This is a genomic window from Streptosporangium sp. NPDC049644, from assembly GCF_040675205.1.
Lineage (GTDB): Bacteria > Actinomycetota > Actinomycetes > Streptosporangiales > Streptosporangiaceae > Streptosporangium > Streptosporangium fukuiense.
Window position 1 is genome coordinate 66,612 of the sequence record NZ_JBFAOJ010000011.1, and the last position, 18,048, is coordinate 84,659.

The following is an 18,048-nucleotide window of genomic DNA, read 5'->3' on the forward strand; positions in this document are numbered from 1 at the left end:
CCGCTCCACCGCTCGCAGAGGAGGCGGTTCCACGTGTACCTGTCGACCGTCGGGTCCGCGCCCGTGGCACGGGAGGGCGGCCCGGTCCGTCGCCTGCTGTCGGGCAACGTGCTCGCACTGGGCCTGGTCAGTCTGGTGACGGATGTCTCCGCCGAGATGGTGACCGCGGTGTTGCCCGCCTATCTCGTGCTGGGGCTGCACCTCGGCATGGTCCAGTACGGCGTGCTCGACGGGCTCCACGCCGGCATGACCGCGGTGTTCAGGCTCGTCGGCGGGTACGCGGCCGACAGGTGGCGCCTGCGCAAGGCGGTCGCCGGTCTCGGGTACGGCCTGTCGGCCCTGGCCAGGCTCGGCCTGCTCGCGGCGGGGTCGTCCGTGGCGGGGATCGGCGGCGCGCTGGCGGCCGACCGGATCGGCAAGGGGCTGCGCACCCCGCCGCGCGACGCGCTGATCACCCTGTCGGTTCCGGAACCCATGCTGGGGCGGGCCTTCGGGGTCCACCGCACGATGGACGCGGTGGGAGCCTTTCTCGGGCCGCTGGCCGCGCTCGGGGTGCTGGCCCTGGCGGGCTCCGGCCAGGCGTTCCCGGCGGTGTTCGTGGCGAGCTTCTGCGCCGCGACCCTCGGCGTGCTGCTGCTGGCGCTGTTCGTCCGGGACCGGCGTGAGCCGGCTCCGCCCGCCGAGCGGCGGGTCCGGACCTCACCGTGGGAACTGCTCCGGGCCCCGGGGACGCGGCGGGTCTGGTCGGCCGCGGTGCTCCTCGGCCTGGTCACGATCGGCGACGGGTTCGTCTACCTGATCCTGCAGCGCCGCGAGGATCTGTCGATCATGTGGTTCCCCCTGCTGGCGGTGGGGACGAACCTGGCCTACCTGCTGCTGGCGACGCCGATGGGCTGGCTCGCCGACCGGGTGGGCCGCGGCATGACGGTGATGGCCGGTTGCGGGGCCCTGCTCGGCGTGTACGTGCTGCTCGCGACGGGAGGCGGGTCCATCCCGCTGGTCCTGCTGCTCTACGGAACCTTCTACGCCGCGACGGACGGGGTACTGATGGCGTGCGCCGGGCCCGTCGTGCCCGAACGGTGGCGTACCAGCGGGATGGCGGTCGTGCAGACCGGGCAGGCGCTGGCCTACCTGGTCTCCTCGGCGGCCTTCGGCGCGGTGTGGCAGATGTGGGGACCGGCCCCGGCATGCTGGGCCGCCGCGGGGGCCGTCGCGCTCGCGCTCCCGCTGTGCGGGCGGTGGCTGCGATGAGGGGCCGCGTCGCCGTCGCGATCCTGGCCACCGCCGTCCTGGCGGCGGTGGCGGTCGGGTTCGCGCTGCTGTCCGGCGCCGCGCGGCCGGGCGTGCCCGCGACACCGTTCACCGCCTCGCACGCCGCCTCGCCCGTCACCGGCCTGCCGGTCGGGCCCGGCGTGCTGGTGCGCAGCACCGCCGACGGGCCGGAGCACGGCCGGCTCGTCGTCGCGGGCCGGGGCCGGCGCGACGCCCTGGCCCTGGCCTGCGCCCGCGCGTACGCGGCGGGCGGCACCGGCGTCTGCCTGCGCGAGGAGGCGGACGCGCCGGGCTCCTACGAGACCGTGCTGTTCGACACGCGCCTGCGGGAGACCTGGTCCAGCCCGTTCGCCGGGGTGCCCAGCCGCGCCAGGGTGTCGGCGAGCGGGCGGATGGTGTCGTGGACCGTGTTCGTCCAGGGCGACTCCTACAACGAGGCCGGCGCGTTCTCCACCCGCTCGGGAATCCTCGACACCCGTACCGGGGACGTGGCCGGCACCCTGGAGACCTTCGCCGTCACCCGTGACGGCCGCCCGTACCAGGCCGCCGACGTGAACTTCTGGGGCGTCACGTTCGCCGCGGACGACAACCGCTTCTACGCCACCATGTCGACCGGCGGCCGGACCTACCTCGTCGAGGGCGACTTCGCGGCGCGGCGTGTGCGGACCCTCCGCCGGAACGTGGAGTGTCCCTCGCTGTCGCCGGACGGTACCCGGCTGGCCTTCAAGAAACCCCAGCCGGACGGGACGTGGCGGCCCGCCGTCCTGGACCTGGCGACCATGTCCGAGACCCCGCTGGCCGAGACGCGTGCCGTCGACGACCAGCCCGCCTGGCTCGACGACCGCACGGTGATGTACGGCGTGACGAGGGACGCGCGGCACTCCGACGTCTGGGCCGTGCCCGCGGACGGCGGGGGCCGCGCGCGCCTGCTGGTCCCCGACGCGGAGTCCCCCGCCCCGCTGGGCTGACCCGCCTGATCCCGCCACGGAGGCCGCGGCCGGGTTCCGTCACGGCGCGCCCCGGCCTCCTCTGTCGAAGGCCGCTGCTGCCGGCCTCGTTGCGGAGACCGTCCGAGGACCGGTCCCGTCGCCCGGCGGGTCCGCCGAGAGCCAGGTCAGGCCCACCGGCGGTACCGGCCGGGGCAGGCCGAGGGCCTCGGCCAGGTCCTCACGCCCCCGGACGCCGAGCTTGCCGTAGGCGTGTTGCAGGTGGTTGGCGACCGTCCGCCTGGACAGGCCGAGGTGCTCGGCGATGGCGTCGTTGGTCATGCCACCCGCCGCGAGCTCGCACGTCTCGCGCTCGCGTTCGCTCAACGCCGCCTGTGGCTCGGCCCGCACCGCCCACGGCGGCGCGTATCCCTCGCACAGCTGGACCAGGCCACGCCCCCGGATCCGTAACCGGGCCGCCAGGCGGTCCGCACCCCGCCGGGCGGCGAGGTCGGTCGCGGTCGACAGGGCCTCCCTGGCCAGGCTGTTGTACCCGCGCTCCGCCAGCTCGTCCGCCACGGAGACCAGGCCGTCGACGTCACCGCCGGCGGCCGCCTGGCCGTGCCGGTCGAACAGGGTGAACAGCTCGCTGTCGCAGCGGGCGACGACCTCGTGCAGAGCCTCCGCGACGGCACGCGAGGGGCACAGCCGTACCGAGTGGTAGAACGTCTCGACCGCCTTGGTGAACCACCCCGCCGACCGGTAACGCATGCCCAGCGAGGCCCCGGCCTCCGCGACCTCTGCCCGGCCCGCCCTGGCCTCCGGTTCTCCGCCGCTCCCTGTCCCCGCCCGTTTCCCGCCGGCCAGGGCCTCGATGCGGAGCCTCGCCAGATCCAGGTGGCTGTGCAGGTTCGAGGTGGCGGGCAGCCGCCGAGTGATCTCCTCCAGCGTCCGGCGGCTCTCGTCGGACCGGCCCACGGCGGCCAGGCAGGCGGCGTGCTCGGCGAAGACGTAGACCTGGATCGGAAAGGGAGCGTGGCGGTCGAGGAGCGTGCGGGCCTCCCGGAAGTGGGACAGCGCCCGGTTCGGCCGTCCCGCCCACACCTCGCAGATGCCCAGCTCGAAGGTGAGCAGCGCGGCCTCGGCCGAGACCTCCTGCTCGACGGCCACGCGGTAGCCGGAGCGGGCCACGGCGAACGCCTCGCCGAGCCGGCCCGCCAGGGCGAGGGCCTGCACGTGGCAGGCCGCCGTGGCGGCCCCCATCGCGCCCCACACCCGAGGTGCGCCCAGCCGCCCGGCCGCGTAGCCGTCGGCCACCTGCGTGGGCCGGCCGAGGTAGATGTTCAGGTACGCCTGGAGCGGGTCGCAGACGCTCGCGATCACGCTGTCCCGCACCCCGGTGGACAGCTCGGCCAGGTCGGCCGGGGCCAGGTCGGAGACGACCCCCGCCGCGCCGTCGCCGAAGGCGATCAGCGCCAGCTCGGCGACGGCCAGCTCGGCGGCGGCCTCCCCGTCCAGGGGGCCCGCGGCACGGGCCTGCCGGACGACCCCCTCCGCCTCGGCGGGGCGCCGCAGGTTCCAGAACAGGTTGAGCGCGCGCAGCGCCGCCACCTTGGCGAGCTCTTTCGGCGAACCGGTCTCGCCGGACATGCGCCTGCCCAGCAGGTACTCCGCCTCGGTCGCCTTGTCCTGGGCGACCAGGGCCCGCGCCAGCACGTCCGTGCCCGCCGTGGTGCCGGCGTGGCGTGCCAGCCGTTCGGCCAGCGGGGCGTCGCAGCGCGCCAGCGCGTCGGAGGCGGCGCCCACCACCTGGTCGCCGGGCACCGGGTCGCCCGCGGCCAGCTGCCACGTCACCGCTCGCAGCCGCGCCTGGTCCACGGGCACCCGGCCGTGGACCACCGCGCGGGCGAGCGTGCGGTAGAGGCCCCGGCGCTCGTCCTCGCCGGCTCGGGCCCGGATGGTCTCGCCGTACAGCGGATGCCCCAGCCGGACCACCAGGTCGCGGTGTACCCGCTCGACCGCGATCAGCGCGCGCTGTTCCAGCTCCACCAGTACGGACGTGTCCACGAGCGCCTCGATCACGTCGAGCGACACCGGTTCGGCGTGCGCCACGTACGACAGCGCGCGGGCCTCGTCACCGCTGAGGCCGCCGAGCAGGCCCGCGACCAGGTCGCGCAGCCTGTGCTGGGACGGTATCCGGCCCTTCCAGTGCCACATCTCGCCGGCCCGGCGCAGGGTTCCCGAGGTCAGGCAGGCCTCCACCAGATGGCGAAGGAACAGCGGGTTGCCCCGTGTGACGCGCCACAGCCGGTCGACGGTCAGCCCGTCGACCGGCCCGTCCAGCACCGCGCCGAGCAGGGCGCCGACCGTCGCGCGGTCCAGCGGCTCCACCGCCGACGTCTGGACGAAGGGACGGCGCAGTAGCGCCGCGACGGCCGGCGCGCCCGTGAAGCCGGTCCTCGCCGTGGCGAGGACGCGCGCTCCCGCGGTGGCGGCCAGATGCTGGACCAGGGCGACGGACACCTCGTCGAGATGATGCACGTCGTCGATGACCACGACGGACGTGCGGCCGGCCGCGGCCTCGCACAGCACGTCGGCGGCGGCGGCGAAGACGTTCGCCGTGTCCCGGTGGACCTGTTCGGGCAGCAGGGCCGCCATCGTCGCGAACGGCAGGCCGCTCGACGCCTCGGCCCCGGCCGTCACGACGACGTGCATGCCCTCGTCGCGGCAGCCGAGCATTATCGGGTCCAACAGCCGGGACTTGCCGACTCCGGTCTCGCCGACGAGCAGCACGCCCGGTTCGCCCTGCCGTCCGAGCCGGGTCACGGCGGCCCGGATCTCGGCCGCCCGTCCGACGAAGGGCCAGGCGGGGCGGTGGTCACCGGCGCCGCGTCCGTCGTGGGGCCCGTCGTGGGGCATCGCCTCCGTCGTGTCGCCGTACGGGCGCACCTGACCCTCCTTGACACCGGAAGTTCATCAGGAATCGACCTTTACCCATGATTATGGTCAGGAACCGCTTGGAATTCGTGGACGACCATGAATAATCCAACTCACCGGTGCCTGGAGCCGGTGTGGGGAACGGCGATCGGCGGTGAACCGGCGCGGGGACCGATCGGCGGAGAAACGGCCAGACGGGAGTAAGCCCGGACATCCGGAGGTCATGATCGACGGTTCCGGAGCCATCGACGCCATTGGGCCCGTCGCCGGCGGGGGATGGCCCACGGTCGGCCGGGAGGAGGAGGTGCGCGAGATCCTCGCGGCGCTGGCGATGCCGCCGGGATCGGGGGTGCTCCTCACCGGTGAGCCGGGGGTGGGCAAGACCCGCCTCGCGGACCTCGTCCTCGATCTGTCCGCCGCGGCGGGCACCCTGATCATCCGGGGCGCCGCGACCGAGGCCACCCGGGACATCTCCGGGGTGGGGATCGCCGCCCTGCGTGTCTCCGGTGGTTTCACCGGTTCCTCTTCCGGGTTCTCCGTCGTTTCCGGCCTGCTGGCCGGTGCTCGCGACGGTGCTCGCGGCGGCGCTTTGAGGGGCGTCCCCGGGGGTGCTCACGACGCCGCCCCGGACGGGGCCGAGGGCGGCGTTCAGGACGGTGTGCGCGGTGACGCGCCGGACGGCGCTCCCCGGGGCGCCTCCGAAGATGGCGATCCGGCTCGGCGGATCGTGCTCGGCATCGACGACGTCGACCAGCTCGACGCGGCCTCGGCCGCCGTCGTGGGCGACCTCGTCAGGACCGGGGACGTCACACTGCTTCTCACCGCGCGCTCCGGGGCGCCTTTCGACGGGCCGCTCGCCCGGGTGTGCGGCAGGGGACCGCTGGTCGTCCTGCCCGTGACGAACCTCTCCCGTGCCGTCGTCCTCCACCTGCTCACCGACGTCCTGGAAGGGCCGGTCGACGGGCTCACCGCCGACGCGCTGTGGCGGATCACCCGCGGGAATCCGCTGCTGCTCCGGCGCGTCGTCGGCATCGGCCTGGAAACCGGAGACCTCGCGCGGTCACACGAGGTCTGGTCCTGGCGCGGGCCCCCCGGCGGCCATCCCCGCCTGCACGAACTCGTCGTGGCCGACCTCGCCACACTCGGCGCGGAGGAGACGAAGGCGCTGGAATACGTCGCCCTGACGGGTTCCCTGCCCCGGGCGACGGCCGAGCACCTGGCCGGACCGGCGATCGTCGGGGAACTGGCGCATCGGGCCGTCATCACCCTCACCCCACGCGGTGGAACGGACGAGGTCACCATGTCCCATCCGCTTCACCGGCAGGCACTGCTCGCTGGGATCGGACCCCTGCGGCGAAGGCAGAGATACCGGGAGCTGGTGGCCGCCGCGGGCGAGATGGGCGTGCCCGATCCCGGCGACCCGGCGGCGGTGCTCTGGCGCTTGGAGGCCGACCTCGACGTCCCGGTGTCACAGGCGCTCGCGGCGGGTGGGCGCGCGCTCGCCTCGGGCGACCCCGTACTCGCCGAGAGTCTCGCCCGTCATGTCTCCGGCGCGCCGGGTGCGATCCTCCGGGGCCAGGCGCTGATCGCCCAGGGACGGGCGGCGGACGGCGAGCGGCTGCTGGCCGACCACGGGGGAGGCACCGCCGAGACGGTGGCGCTGCGCTCGCTGAACCTGTTCTGGGGGCTCAGCCGGCCCGGCGACGCGCACCAGACGATGGCACGCCATCCGGGCGCGGAACGATCCGCCGACCTCCGCGTGGCCGAACTCGGACTCGCGCTCTTCACCAGGGCCACCCCGGCGACCGGGCCCGCGGCGCTTCCCGCCGGGGCGGCGTCCGGGACCGGGCCGCTGAACCCGTTGGTCGCCGACGCCGCCACGGTCCTGCGGGCCTACCGGCTCACCTTCCGCGGCAGGCCGGCGCGGGCGGCGGAGGAATTCGACCGGGGACCGCTGGGACTGCCGGCGCGGTGGCCCGCCATGCGGGGCTCGGCCGCGGCCTGTCACGTTCACGCGCTCGTCCTGGCGGGCAGGCTCCGCGAGGCGCTTCTCCTCGTCGACACCTACTACGAGGAGGCCGTACGACGCGCGGAGCCGTCGGAAGTCGCCATCGTCGGGCACGTGCGGGGTCACTGCCGGCTGTGGGCGGGCTCGCCGCGGCGGGCGCTCGCCCCGTTGCGGGAGGCGCGAGCGCTGGTCGACGAGCACGTACCGTTTCCGATGCGGGTCTTCATCGGCTGCGAGTACGCCGTGTGCGTCGCCGCCCTCGGACACTCGCAGGAGGCGTTCCAGGAGCTGGACCGGCTCCGCGAGCTGATACCCGGCGATCTGGGACTGCGCGACAGGCTGGAGTTCAGCCGGATCCGGTTGCTCGCCCACTCCGGCAGGCTGGCCCACGCCACCGATCTCGCCAACCGGCTCGCCGACCGCTACCTGCGCGACTCGCGGCTCACCACCGGGGTCGAGTGCGCCTACTACCACGTCCGGCTCCGCCCGTCGTCCAGGGCCGCGGCCCGCCTTCGGGAGGCCGCGGGCGCCTGCGACAGCCCGCTCTTCGAACTCTTCGCCGACCACGCCGAGGCGCTGACCGCGCGCGACGGCGCGGTGCTGCGCGGCATCGCCGACCGGTTCGCCGAGCTCGGCTACCTGGGACTGGCCCTGGAGGCCGCGAGTGCGGCGCCCGGCGGCGGCCACGCGGCGCGGCGGCGCCTCGACGACCTCGTCGAGCGCTGCGACGGCCACCGTCCCCCGTGGCCCCCGTCCTCGGCGGACGCCACGGCCCTGACCGGCAGGGAGCGGGAGATGTGCGAGCTGGCGGCGGCGGGGCTCAGCGACTCCGCCATAGCCGCGAACCTCGGCGTCTCGGTGCGCACCGTGACCAACCTCCTGGGGAGGGCCTACCACAAGCTGGGCGTCCACAGCCGACGGCAGCTCGGCGCCGTACTCCCGCTGGCACCGGACCCGGAGGGCGGGTGACGGTGCCACAGGCCCCGGACAGGTCCGGCCCGCGTCACCACGCGGGCCGGACAGGGGCGGTGGTGATCAGTTGGCGCGCTTGGCGCGGGCGGTGGTCCTGGCGCGGGTCGAGGCGTCGAGGACGACCTTGCGGATGCGCACGTTCTCCGGCGTGATCTCCACGCACTCGTCCTCGCGGATGAACTCCAGCGCCTGCTCCAGCGAGAGCTGGCGCGGCGGGATCAGCGTCTCCGTCGTGTCGCTCGTCGAGGAGCGCATGTTGGTGAGCTTCTTCTCCTTGGTGATGTTCACATCCATGTCGTCGGAGCGCGAGTTCTCACCGACGATCATGCCCTCGTAGACCTCGGTGGTCGGCTGCACGAACAGCACGCCGCGCTCCTGCAGGTTCAGCATGGCGAACGGGGTCACCGGGCCCGGCCGGTCGGCCACCAGCGAGCCGTTGTTGCGGGTGCGCAGCTCACCGAACCACGGCTCGTAGTTCTCGAACACGTGGTTCACGATGCCGGTGCCGCGGGTCTCGGTCAGGAACTCGGTGCGGAAACCGATCAGGCCGCGGGCCGGGACCACGAACTCCATCCGGATCCAGCCGGTGCCGTGGTTGGTCATGTGCTCCATGCGGCCCTTGCGGACGGCCAGCAGCTGGGTGATCGCCCCGAGGTACTCCTCCGGGCAGTCGATGGTCACCCGCTCGACCGGCTCGTGCACCTTGCCGTCGACGAGCTTGGTGACGACCTGCGGCTTGCCGACGGTCAGCTCGTAGCCCTCGCGGCGCATCTGCTCGACCAGGATGGCCAGCGCCAGCTCGCCGCGGCCCTGCACCTCCCAGGCGTCGGGGCGGTCGGTCGGCAGGACGCGCAGCGACACGTTGCCGACGAGCTCCTTGTCCAGCCGGTCCTTGACCATGCGGGCGGTGACCTTGGAACCCTTGACCCTGCCGACCAGCGGCGAGGTGTTGGTGCCGATGGTCATGGAGATCGCGGGCTCGTCGACCGTGATGAGCGGCAGCGGGCGCGGGTCCTCGGGGTCGGCGAGGGTCTCGCCGATCATGATGTCCGGGATGCCGGCGATCGCGATGATGTCGCCGGGACCCGCCTCCTCGGCGGGCTTGCGCTCCAGCGCGTCGGTCATCAGCAGCTCGGTGATCTTCACTCGCTGGATGGTGCCGTCGGTGCGGCACCAGGCGACCTGCTGGCCCTTCCTGATGGTGCCCTGGTGGACGCGGCAGAGCGCGATCCTGCCCAGGTAGGAGGAGGCGTCGAGGTTGGTGACGTGCGCCTGCAGCGGGGCCGTCGGGTCGTACGTGGGCGCCGGGATGGTGTTCTTGATCACCTCGAACAGCGGCTCCAGGTCCTCGGAGTCCGGCATGGCGGCGTCCTCGGGACGGTTGAGCGAGGCGCGGCCGGCCTTGGCCGAGGCGTAGACGATCGGGAAGTCGATCTGCTCCTCGGTGGCGTCCAGGTCGATGAAGAGCTCGTAGACCTCGTCCACGACCTCCTTGATCCGGGCGTCGGGGCGGTCGACCTTGTTGATGCACAGGATGACCGGCATCTTGGCGGCGAACGCCTTGCGCAGCACGAACCGGGTCTGCGGCAGCGGGCCCTCGGAGGCGTCGACCAGCAGCACCACACCGTCGACCATGGACAGACCCCGCTCGACCTCGCCGCCGAAGTCGGCGTGGCCGGGGGTGTCGATGATGTTGAGCGTCATACCGCCGTGCTTGACCGCGGTGTTCTTCGCGAGAATGGTGATGCCCTTCTCGCGTTCGAGGTCGTTGGAGTCCATGACACGGTCGTCCACGTCCTGGTTGACGCGGAACGCGCCCGACTGCCAGAGCATGGCATCCACGAGAGTGGTCTTGCCGTGGTCGACGTGCGCGATGATCGCGATGTTCCGCAGGTCGTCGCGGCTGTTCAAAGGCATGATGGAGTCTCACTCTGTGATCGTGGAGGCGGCCGCGGAACCTGCGGCCCTCCTATTTTAGTTGATCCGGACAATCGCTCTCACGCCTCTGACAGATGAAGTGCGGCAATTCACGCTCCGAGCCCCTTGTCTCCGCCTGATGAGGCCGGTCGCGACCGGCCGCCGGACCGATCCCTAAGCTCGGTTCCATGCCTTACGCACCGTCGTTCCCCGTGATGCTGATGACCCGGGACAATCTGCGGATCGACGCCGCGCACACCCCGCCGCGCGGGGCGGCCGACCTCGGGATCGTGCTGGCCCACGGCTTCACCGGATCGCACCGGGAACGCGCCACCCGCCGCATCGCCCACGTGCTCAGCGGGTTCGGCGGGGTGGTGGCGTTCGACTTCCGGGGGCACGGCCGCTCGGGAGGACTGTCGACGGTGGGCGACCTGGAGATCCTCGACGTGGACGCGGCGGTGCGGCACGCGCGGGCGATCGGCTACCGCAAAGTGGTGACCGTCGGGTTCTCCCTGGGCGGGGCGGTGGCCCTGCGGCACGCGGGGGTGCTCGGCGGGGTGGACGCGGTGGTGTCGGTGAGCGCGCCGGCGCGGTGGTACTACCGGGGGACCCGGCCGATGCGCCAGGTGCACTGGGCGATCGAGAGGCCGGTCGGGCGGCTGTTCACCCGGCTGGGCAAGAACACCCGGATCATGAAGGGCGTGTGGGACCCGCTGCCGCTGGCGCCGTACGCGGCGGCCGCGCGGATCTCACCGGCGCCGCTGCTCGTCGTGCACGGGGACGCGGACCCGTTCTTCCCCCTCGACCACGCGTACCAGATCTACGGGTACGCGGGCGAGCCGAAGGAACTGTGGATCGAGCCCGGGTACGGCCACGCGGAGTCGGCGGCCACCCCGGAGCTGGTCCGCCGCATCGGCGGGTGGGCCGTCGCCCGTTTCGGTCCGCCGGAAGGTGTTTACTCCTCTTGAGGATTGACGACGACGGGGGACGGAGCGCATGCGGAGCATCTACATGGCGGGTCTCGGGCGGGGAGACGGCAGGCAGATCGTCGAGCTCGGCCTGATGGAGCTGCTCACCCGGAGGGCCGGCCGCACGGGGGTGTTCCGGCCGATCACCGGGGACGGCGAGGACCGCATCCTGGACCTGCTCAGGAGCAGGTACCGGCCCGCCGCCGCGGCGACGGGGGTGAGCGCCGAGGAGGCCGCGGAGATCTACGCGGAGCGGGGCGTCGAGGATCTCGTCGGCCGGCTGGTCGCCCGCTTCCACACGCTGGAGCGGGAGTGTGACGCGCTGCTGGTGCTCGGCAGCTACTTCGACACCGACGACCTGCCGCGCGAGCTGGGTTTCAACGCCCGCCTGGCCGCCGAGTTCGGCGCCCCGGTGATCGTGGTGGTGGGCGCGCACGGCGACGCCGCCGAGGAGATCGCGGCCGAGATGCGCACCGGCTACCAGGTCTTCTCCGATCTGGGCTGTACCGTGCTCGCGGTGATCGCCAACCGGGTGCCCGAGGGCACGGTCGTCGACTGTGCGCTCCCGGTCCCCTGCTACACCATCCCCGAGCGGCCGTCGCTGTCGGCGCCGACCGTCGGGCAGGTCATGCGGGCGGTGGACGCGGAGCTGATCCAGGGCGACGAGGACAGCCTGCTCCGCGACGTGTTCGGATTCGTGTTCGGCGGTGCGACGCTCCCGGTGTTCCTGGAGCACCTGACCGACGGCGCGCTGGTGATCGCGCCGGGCGACCGCGCGGACCTGCTGCTGGTCTCGCTGGCCGCCGAGGCGGCCGGTACGGTGAGACCGGCCGGGGTCGTGCTCACCGTGGGGGAGCGGCCCACGACGACCGTACGGGCGCTCACCGCCCGTCTGGCGCCCAGCATGCCGGTGCTCGCGGCCGACGGGGGCAGTTTCGAGGTGGCGACCGTCCTGGCGGACCTGGAGGGGCGGCTCACCGCGGACAACCCCCGCAAGATCGAGACGGCCCTGGGCCACTTCGACGCCCACGTGGACGCCGCCGCCCTGGCCGACCGGATCGAGCTGACCCGCTCGAAGCGGGTCACCCCGATGATGTTCGAGCACACCCTGCTGGAGCGGGCGCGGACCGACCGGCGGCACATCGTGCTGCCCGAGGGCGAGGAGGATCGCATCCTGCGGGCGGCGGACATCCTGCTGCGGCGCCGCATCGTCGACATCACCCTGCTGGGCAGGGAGGACGTGGTGCGGCGGCGGATCGCCGACCTCGGCCTCGACCTGTCGGGGGTGACCGTCGTCGACCCGCTGACCTCGCCGCTGCGCGAGTCGTTCGCCCAGGACTACGCCGGGTTGCGGGCGCACAAGGGCATCACCTTCGAGCGGGCCGTGGACGTGCTCGCCGACGCCAACTTCTTCGGCACGATGATGCTGCACCGGGGCCTCGTGCACGGCATGGTCTCCGGGGCCGCGCACACCACGGCCGCGACGATCCTGCCCGCCTTCCAGGTCATCAGGACGGTCCCCGGCACCTCGATCGTCTCCTCGGTGTTCTTCATGTGCCTGGCCGACCGGGTGCTCGTCTACGGCGACTGCGCGATCAACCCCGACCCGGACGCCGAGCAACTCGCCGACATCGCGATCTCCTCGGCCCGTACGGCGGAGCGCTTCGGCATCGAGCCGAGGGTCGCGATGCTGTCCTACTCCACCGGTGAGTCGGGCAGCGGCGCCGACGTCGACAAGGTCCGCGCCGCCACCGCCCTGGTCGCCGAGCGAGCGCCGGACCTGCTGGTCGAGGGACCCATCCAGTACGACGCGGCGGTGGACGCCCGCGTCGCCGCGGCCAAGCTGCCCGGGTCGCGGGTCGCCGGCCGGGCGACCGTGCTGATCTTCCCGGACCTGAACACCGGCAACAACACCTACAAGGCGGTGCAGCGCTCGGCCGGTGCCGTCGCGGTCGGGCCGGTCCTGCAGGGGCTGCGCAGGCCGGTCAACGACCTGTCACGCGGCGCCCTGGTCGACGACATCGTGAGCACCGTCGCCATCACCGCCATCCAGGCACAGGAGGTCACGCTGTGAGCCGGGTGCTGGTCCTCAACTCCGGGTCGTCCTCGGTGAAGTACCGGCTGCTGAGCGGTGCCGAGCACCTGGCCTCGGGAGTGGTGGAGCGGATCGGCGAGCTCGGCTCCCCGGTGCCCGACCACCGGGCGGCCCTGAAGGTGGTCGCCGACCTGCTCGCCGCCGAGGGGCTGGGGCTCGACTCTCCCGAGCTCGTCGCGATCGGGCACCGGGTGGTGCACGGCGGCACGACCTTCACCGAGCCCACACTGATCACCGACGGGGTGGTCAGGAAGATCGAGGAGCTCATCCCGCTCGCCCCCCTGCACAACCCCGCCAACCTGACCGGGATCGAGGTGGCGCGGCGGCTCCGCCCCGATCTGCCGCAGGTGGCCGTCTTCGACACCGCCTTCCACGCGACGATCCCCCCGGCCGCCTCGACGTACGCGATCGACCAGGCGGTGGCCGAGCGGCTGGGTGTGCGGCGCTACGGCTTCCACGGCACCTCACACGCGTACGTCTCCCGCCAGGCCGCGCTCCTCACGGACCGGCCGGAGGCCAACGTGATCGTCCTGCACCTCGGCAACGGGGCCAGCGCCTCGGCGGTGGCCGCGGGGCGGTGCGTGGACACGTCCATGGGCATGACCCCGCTGGAGGGCCTCGTCATGGGCACCCGCAGCGGTGATCTGGACCCGGCGATCGTCCTCTATCTGGCGCGTGCCGGAGGCATGTCCCTCGACGAGATCGACGTGCTGCTCAACCGCCGCAGCGGGATGCTCGGCCTCTGCGGTGACAACGACCTGCGCGCGGTGGCGGAGCGGGTGAGCGAGGGCGACCCGGACGCCGAGCTGGCCATGTCGGTCTACTGCCACCGGCTCCGCAAGTACGTCGGCGCCTACTACGCGGTCCTCGGCACCGTCGACGTCATCGCCTTCACCGGGGGGGTGGGGGAGAACTCCGCGTTGGTCAGGGAGCGGTCGCTGGCCGGTCTCGGGGCGCTCGGCATCACTGTGGACCCGGCGCGCAACGTGCGGGGCGGCACGATCATCTCCCCCGACGGAGGCGGTGTGCGGGTCGCGGTGATCCCCACGGACGAGGAGTTCGAGATCGCCAGGCAAACTCTGCTGGTGGTTTCGCGAACCAACGGGGGATAGGGCACGTCTACCCATGGTGGACGTGCGAAATCCGCCGGGAGTGCTCCGGGGACACGGGCCGTCGTTCGACGGGCCGTGGGACGGTCAGGCGGTCGCCCAGCGTCGCGGGGGCGTGCTGGGCCGTACGTCCGGCGGGGGTGCCCGTACGGCTTACGGGCACCCCCGAAGGCTCCGGATCAGCCCAGGCGGGCGATCGACTTGTACTCCAGGAAGGACGACAGTCCCTCGGGGCCCAGTTCGCGACCGAGGCCGCTGCTCTTGAAACCGCCGAAGGGCGAGCTGGTCTCTACCATGTAGAGGTTGACGCCGTAGGTGCCGGCGCGCACCTGGCGGGCGATGTCCATGCCGTGCTCGGTGTCGGCGGTCCACACCGTCCCGGCCAGGCCGTAGTCGCTGTCGTTGGCGATCCGGATCGCGTCGGCCTCGTCCTCGTACGGGATCACCGCCAGGACCGGGCCGAAGATCTCCTCACGGGCGATGCGCATCTCGTTGGTCGCCCCGGCGAAGACGGTCGGGGCCACGTACCAGCCGCGGTCGTGAGGGCGGTCGAGGCCGCCGACGACGGCCTTGGCCCCCTCGTCAAGGCCGATCTTGATGTAGCCCTCGACCCGCTCCTGCTGCCGCTTGGCGACCAGCGGGCCGATACCGGTCGCCGGGTCGGACGGGTCGCCGACCTGCATGCCCCGCACCATCCCCGAGACCGCGTCCACGACCTCGTCGTAGCGGTTGCGCGAGGCCAGGATGCGGGTCTGGGCGATGCAGGCCTGGCCGTTGTTCATCAGCGAGGCGATCGACAGGAAGCCCATCGCGGAGGACAGGTCGCAGTCGTCCAGGATGATCGCCGCGGACTTGCCGCCCAACTCCAGCGTGCAGCGCTTGAGCTGCTCGCCGCAGATCGCCGCGATGCGGCGCCCGGCGGCGGTGGAGCCGGTGAAGGCGACCTTGTCCACGCCCGGGTGGGAGACCAGGTGCTCGCCCGCCTCGCGTCCGGCGGCGACGATGTTGACGACACCGTCGGGGATACCGGCCTCCTTGACCATCTCGGCCAGCGGGTAGGCGTCGAGCGGGGTCTCCGGCGCGGGCTTGACCACGATCGTGCAGCCTGCGAGGAGGGCGGGGGCCAGCTTGATCATGATGACGAACTGCGGGACGTTCCACGGGACCACGGCGGCCACCACGCCGACCGGCTCGCGGCGTACGGTCACCGAGCCGAACGTGCCCGGACGCTCCTCCTCGACGGGGAAGGTCTTGCCGAGCTCGGCGTAGTACTGGAGCATGCCGAGCGGCTGCGGGGCCTGGGCCATCTGGGAGAAGGTAATCGGGGAGCCCATCTCCAGCGTGATGATCTCGGCCATCTCGCCCTGGCGGGCCGCGTAGAGCTCGGCGAGCCTGGACAGGACGGCGGCGCGCTCGGGCATCGTCATCCGGGGCCACGGGCCGTGGTCGAACGCCTGCCGGGCGGCGGCCACCGCCCGGTCCATGTCGGCGGCGGTGCCGTCGGGGACCCGGCCGACCACCTCCTCGGTGTGCGGGGAGATGACGTCGATGGTGCCGGTCCCGGCGGGGGCCACCCAGTCGCCCCCGATGAAGAGCGTGTCGTGCTGGCGCATGATGTGTTGCCTCCTGGTGGCGGGCCAGAGTCACAATTTGAGCGAATGCTTGCTTGGACAGTGTGTGTCATCCGTGGGGAAGGGCGCCACAAGCCCCACCGCTGCTTGAGACCGAATCATGTTCTGTCTCCGATGGCAAGGGTGACGGAAGTCTCTGCCGGATGGGCGGGGTGGGGCGCCCTGTGCGAGGATTCATCAGGGTTAAACCAGTGACACGTCAGGAAATGTTCAGTCAGATCACCCTAAATGGGCAGATGGTTCGTCAATGGTGCGCGAGTTCCTCCGTTCCGGTGGCGAGCCTCAAGATCGTCTTCTATAGTTTCGCTCCGTCCATGAGGGGGGCGCCGGAGGTGAGCGAAGCGTGAGACCGACTCGCTCGGCGATCCTGGCCGCCCTGCTCGCGGTGCTGCTCCTGTCGCCGGCCGTGGCGGGGGCGGCCCCGCTACGCGCGGCCAAGCCCAACCCGGAGGCCGAGCTCAAGAGGCTGACCCGGGAAGCGGCCGAGATCAACAAGAACTACCGCGGCCAGGTGCAGAGCCTGGAGGAGACCCGGGTCCAGGCCAGCAAGGCCACCGTCAACGCCAAAAGCCTCAAACGCGCCCTGGCGGCGGCCGAGGCCGACATCGTGCGCTTCGCCCAGACCGCCTACATGGGCGGCGCCCTGGACGACGGCAGCCTGCTGAGCTTCCAGGGCGACCCCACCATGGCCCTCAGCCAGGCCGCCACCATGTCCTACCTGGCCAGCCGCCGTGCCACCCAGCTCAACCGGGTCAAGAGCCTCATCAAGAAGGCCAAGACCGCGGAGAAGACCGCCGACGCGAAGATCGTCGCGCTCAAGAAGGACATCGCCGACCTCAAGCGCCAGCGGGTCAGGATCGAGGGACTGCTGGCCAAGTACGGCTTCCAGACCCCCTCGGGCAACGGCGGCCTGACCCCCCGCACGGTCACCATGCGCAACACCGTGCTGCAGACCTTCCCCATGCCCTACGGCTACGGCTGCCTCCGCCCCGGCGACCCGGGCGACCACGGCACCGGTCGGGCCTGCGACTTCATGATGAGCACCGGTGGCCGCGTCCCCACCCCCGACGCCCTGGAGCGCGGCAACCGCCTCGCCCAGTGGGCCATCGACAACGGCAACAAGTACGGGGTCATGTACATCATCTGGCAGCAGAAGTACTACGACGTCCGCACCGGCGCCGGCTGGAAGATGATGTCCAACCGAGGCGGCAACACCGCCAACCACATCGACCACGTACACATCTCGATGTTCTGAGCTGCTGGGTCCCTGAACGTCTCCTCCTGCGGGCAGGTGAGACGGCGAACGAGCGAGGGCTCCGCGGGAACATTTGTCCAAGACCGATGGTCGACCGCCCGTGCATATTCTCCGCATGAGTGAGTACGACGTTGAGTGTTCGCACGGCATGCACGTGGTCCACGACGGCCCTCGGCAGGCGCGGCCGCTGTTGCTCATCCACGGATCGGGGGCCTCGAGCAGCACCTGGAGCCCGGTGGTCCCGGCACTGGCCGACCATCATCACGTCATCCGGGTCGACCTCCCGGGCTGCGGCCAGTCCCCGCCCGCGCCGTCGTACGACGTGCCCGCGCAGGCGGGCCAGGTGGCGGCGCTGCTGGACGAGCTCGGTCTTCGTCAAGTCGCCGTGGCCGGGCACTCCAGCGGCGGCTACGTCGCCACCGCGCTCGCCGAGCAACGTCCCGACCTGGTGGGTTCGCTCGCACTGATCAGCAGCGGCCCAAGTCCCGACGCGCTCCTTCGGCAGCCGCTCCTCCTGCGGATCCTGCTGGCCCCGCCTTTCGGCCCGCTCCTGTGGTCGCGGCGTTCGGATGCGCTGATCCGCAGGGGGATCAGCACGACGGCCGCTCGCCCGGTGGACATCCCGGACGATGTGGTCGCCGACGTGCGGGGGACCACCTACCGCACGATGAGGACGGTGCTGCGCTGGAACACCGCCTACATCACCGAGCGGAGCGTGCCCGAGCGTCTCGCCGCCCTAGAGGTCCCCGTACTGGTGATCTTCGGAGCTGCCGACCCCCGCTGGGAGCCGTCGTCGGCGCACCGGTACGACGTGGTGCCGAACGCGCAGGTCGAGCTGCTGCCCGGCGTCGGACACCTACCCATGTTCGAAGCGCCCAGGACGACCGGCGAACTGCTGCTGGACTTCGCGACAACGGCCGCCGACAGCCCGCCCATGATCCCTGAGACCTAGACTGGT

Annotated in this window: 11 protein-coding genes; 8 read left to right on the forward strand and 3 right to left on the reverse strand. The window is 72.3% G+C overall.

The annotated features are described in order from the left end of the window. The first annotated feature begins 33 nt into the window (after positions 1–33). Positions 34–1,251, forward strand: a complete 1,218-nt coding sequence (locus AB0J58_RS09080; protein WP_364212304.1) for an MFS transporter — start codon at positions 34–36, stop codon at positions 1,249–1,251. Then, positions 1,248–2,240, forward strand: coding sequence for a hypothetical protein (locus tag AB0J58_RS09085; protein ID WP_364212307.1), 993 nt, complete (start codon positions 1,248–1,250; stop codon positions 2,238–2,240). The genes AB0J58_RS09080 and AB0J58_RS09085 overlap by 4 nt, the downstream gene beginning before the upstream one ends. 39 nt (positions 2,241–2,279) lie before the next feature. On the opposite strand, the gene AB0J58_RS09090 is transcribed toward AB0J58_RS09085, so the two are convergent. Beyond that, a complete protein-coding gene (locus AB0J58_RS09090; protein ID WP_364212310.1) occupies positions 2,280–5,147 on the reverse strand; it encodes a LuxR C-terminal-related transcriptional regulator in 2,868 nt (955 codons plus the stop codon). A gap of 211 nt (positions 5,148–5,358) precedes the next feature. On the opposite strand from AB0J58_RS09090, the gene AB0J58_RS09095 reads away from it, so the two are divergent. Further along, a complete protein-coding gene (locus tag AB0J58_RS09095) occupies positions 5,359–8,112 on the forward strand; it encodes a LuxR family transcriptional regulator (protein WP_364212313.1) in 2,754 nt (917 codons plus the stop codon). A 66-nt stretch (positions 8,113–8,178) separates the two neighbouring features. Here the strand turns inward: AB0J58_RS09095 and typA are convergent, their stop codons facing one another. After that, positions 8,179–10,032 (reverse strand): translational GTPase TypA, encoded by a 1,854-nt coding sequence (typA, locus tag AB0J58_RS09100; RefSeq protein ID WP_343963043.1) that lies wholly within the window; start codon positions 10,030–10,032, stop codon positions 8,179–8,181. Between the two features lie 188 nt (positions 10,033–10,220). Between typA and AB0J58_RS09105 the strand changes: the two genes are divergently transcribed. Genes AB0J58_RS09105 through AB0J58_RS09115 form a run of 3 tightly spaced genes read left to right on the forward strand, consistent with a single transcriptional unit; the run spans position 10,221 to position 14,207 of the window. After that, complete coding sequence (locus AB0J58_RS09105; protein WP_364212315.1) at positions 10,221–11,000, forward strand: alpha/beta fold hydrolase; 780 nt, start codon at positions 10,221–10,223, stop codon at positions 10,998–11,000. Between the two features lie 28 nt (positions 11,001–11,028). Then, positions 11,029–13,074 carry a phosphate acetyltransferase gene (gene pta, locus AB0J58_RS09110; protein WP_364212318.1) on the forward strand — a complete coding sequence of 682 codons (2,046 nt, stop codon included), beginning with the start codon at positions 11,029–11,031 and terminating at the stop codon, positions 13,072–13,074. Continuing rightward, entirely contained in the window at positions 13,071–14,207 is a 1,137-nt protein-coding gene (locus tag AB0J58_RS09115; protein WP_364212321.1) for an acetate kinase, read from the forward strand. Before pta ends, AB0J58_RS09115 begins: the two co-directional genes overlap by 4 nt. 176 nt (positions 14,208–14,383) lie before the next feature. Here AB0J58_RS09115 and AB0J58_RS09120 read toward each other — a convergent pair whose 3' ends face one another. After that, positions 14,384–15,817, reverse strand: a complete 1,434-nt coding sequence (locus AB0J58_RS09120) for an aldehyde dehydrogenase (protein ID WP_364212324.1) — start codon at positions 15,815–15,817, stop codon at positions 14,384–14,386. 361 nt (positions 15,818–16,178) lie between these two features. On the opposite strand from AB0J58_RS09120, the gene AB0J58_RS09125 reads away from it, so the two are divergent. Both AB0J58_RS09125 and AB0J58_RS09130 read left to right on the forward strand, forming a co-directional pair. Further along, a complete protein-coding gene (locus tag AB0J58_RS09125) occupies positions 16,179–17,090 on the forward strand; it encodes a hypothetical protein (protein ID WP_364212327.1) in 912 nt (303 codons plus the stop codon). 115 nt (positions 17,091–17,205) lie between these two features. Beyond that, on the forward strand, positions 17,206–18,042 hold the full coding sequence (locus AB0J58_RS09130) for an alpha/beta hydrolase (protein WP_364212330.1): 837 nt from the start codon (positions 17,206–17,208) through the stop codon (positions 18,040–18,042). Positions 18,043–18,048: the final 6 nt, after the last annotated feature.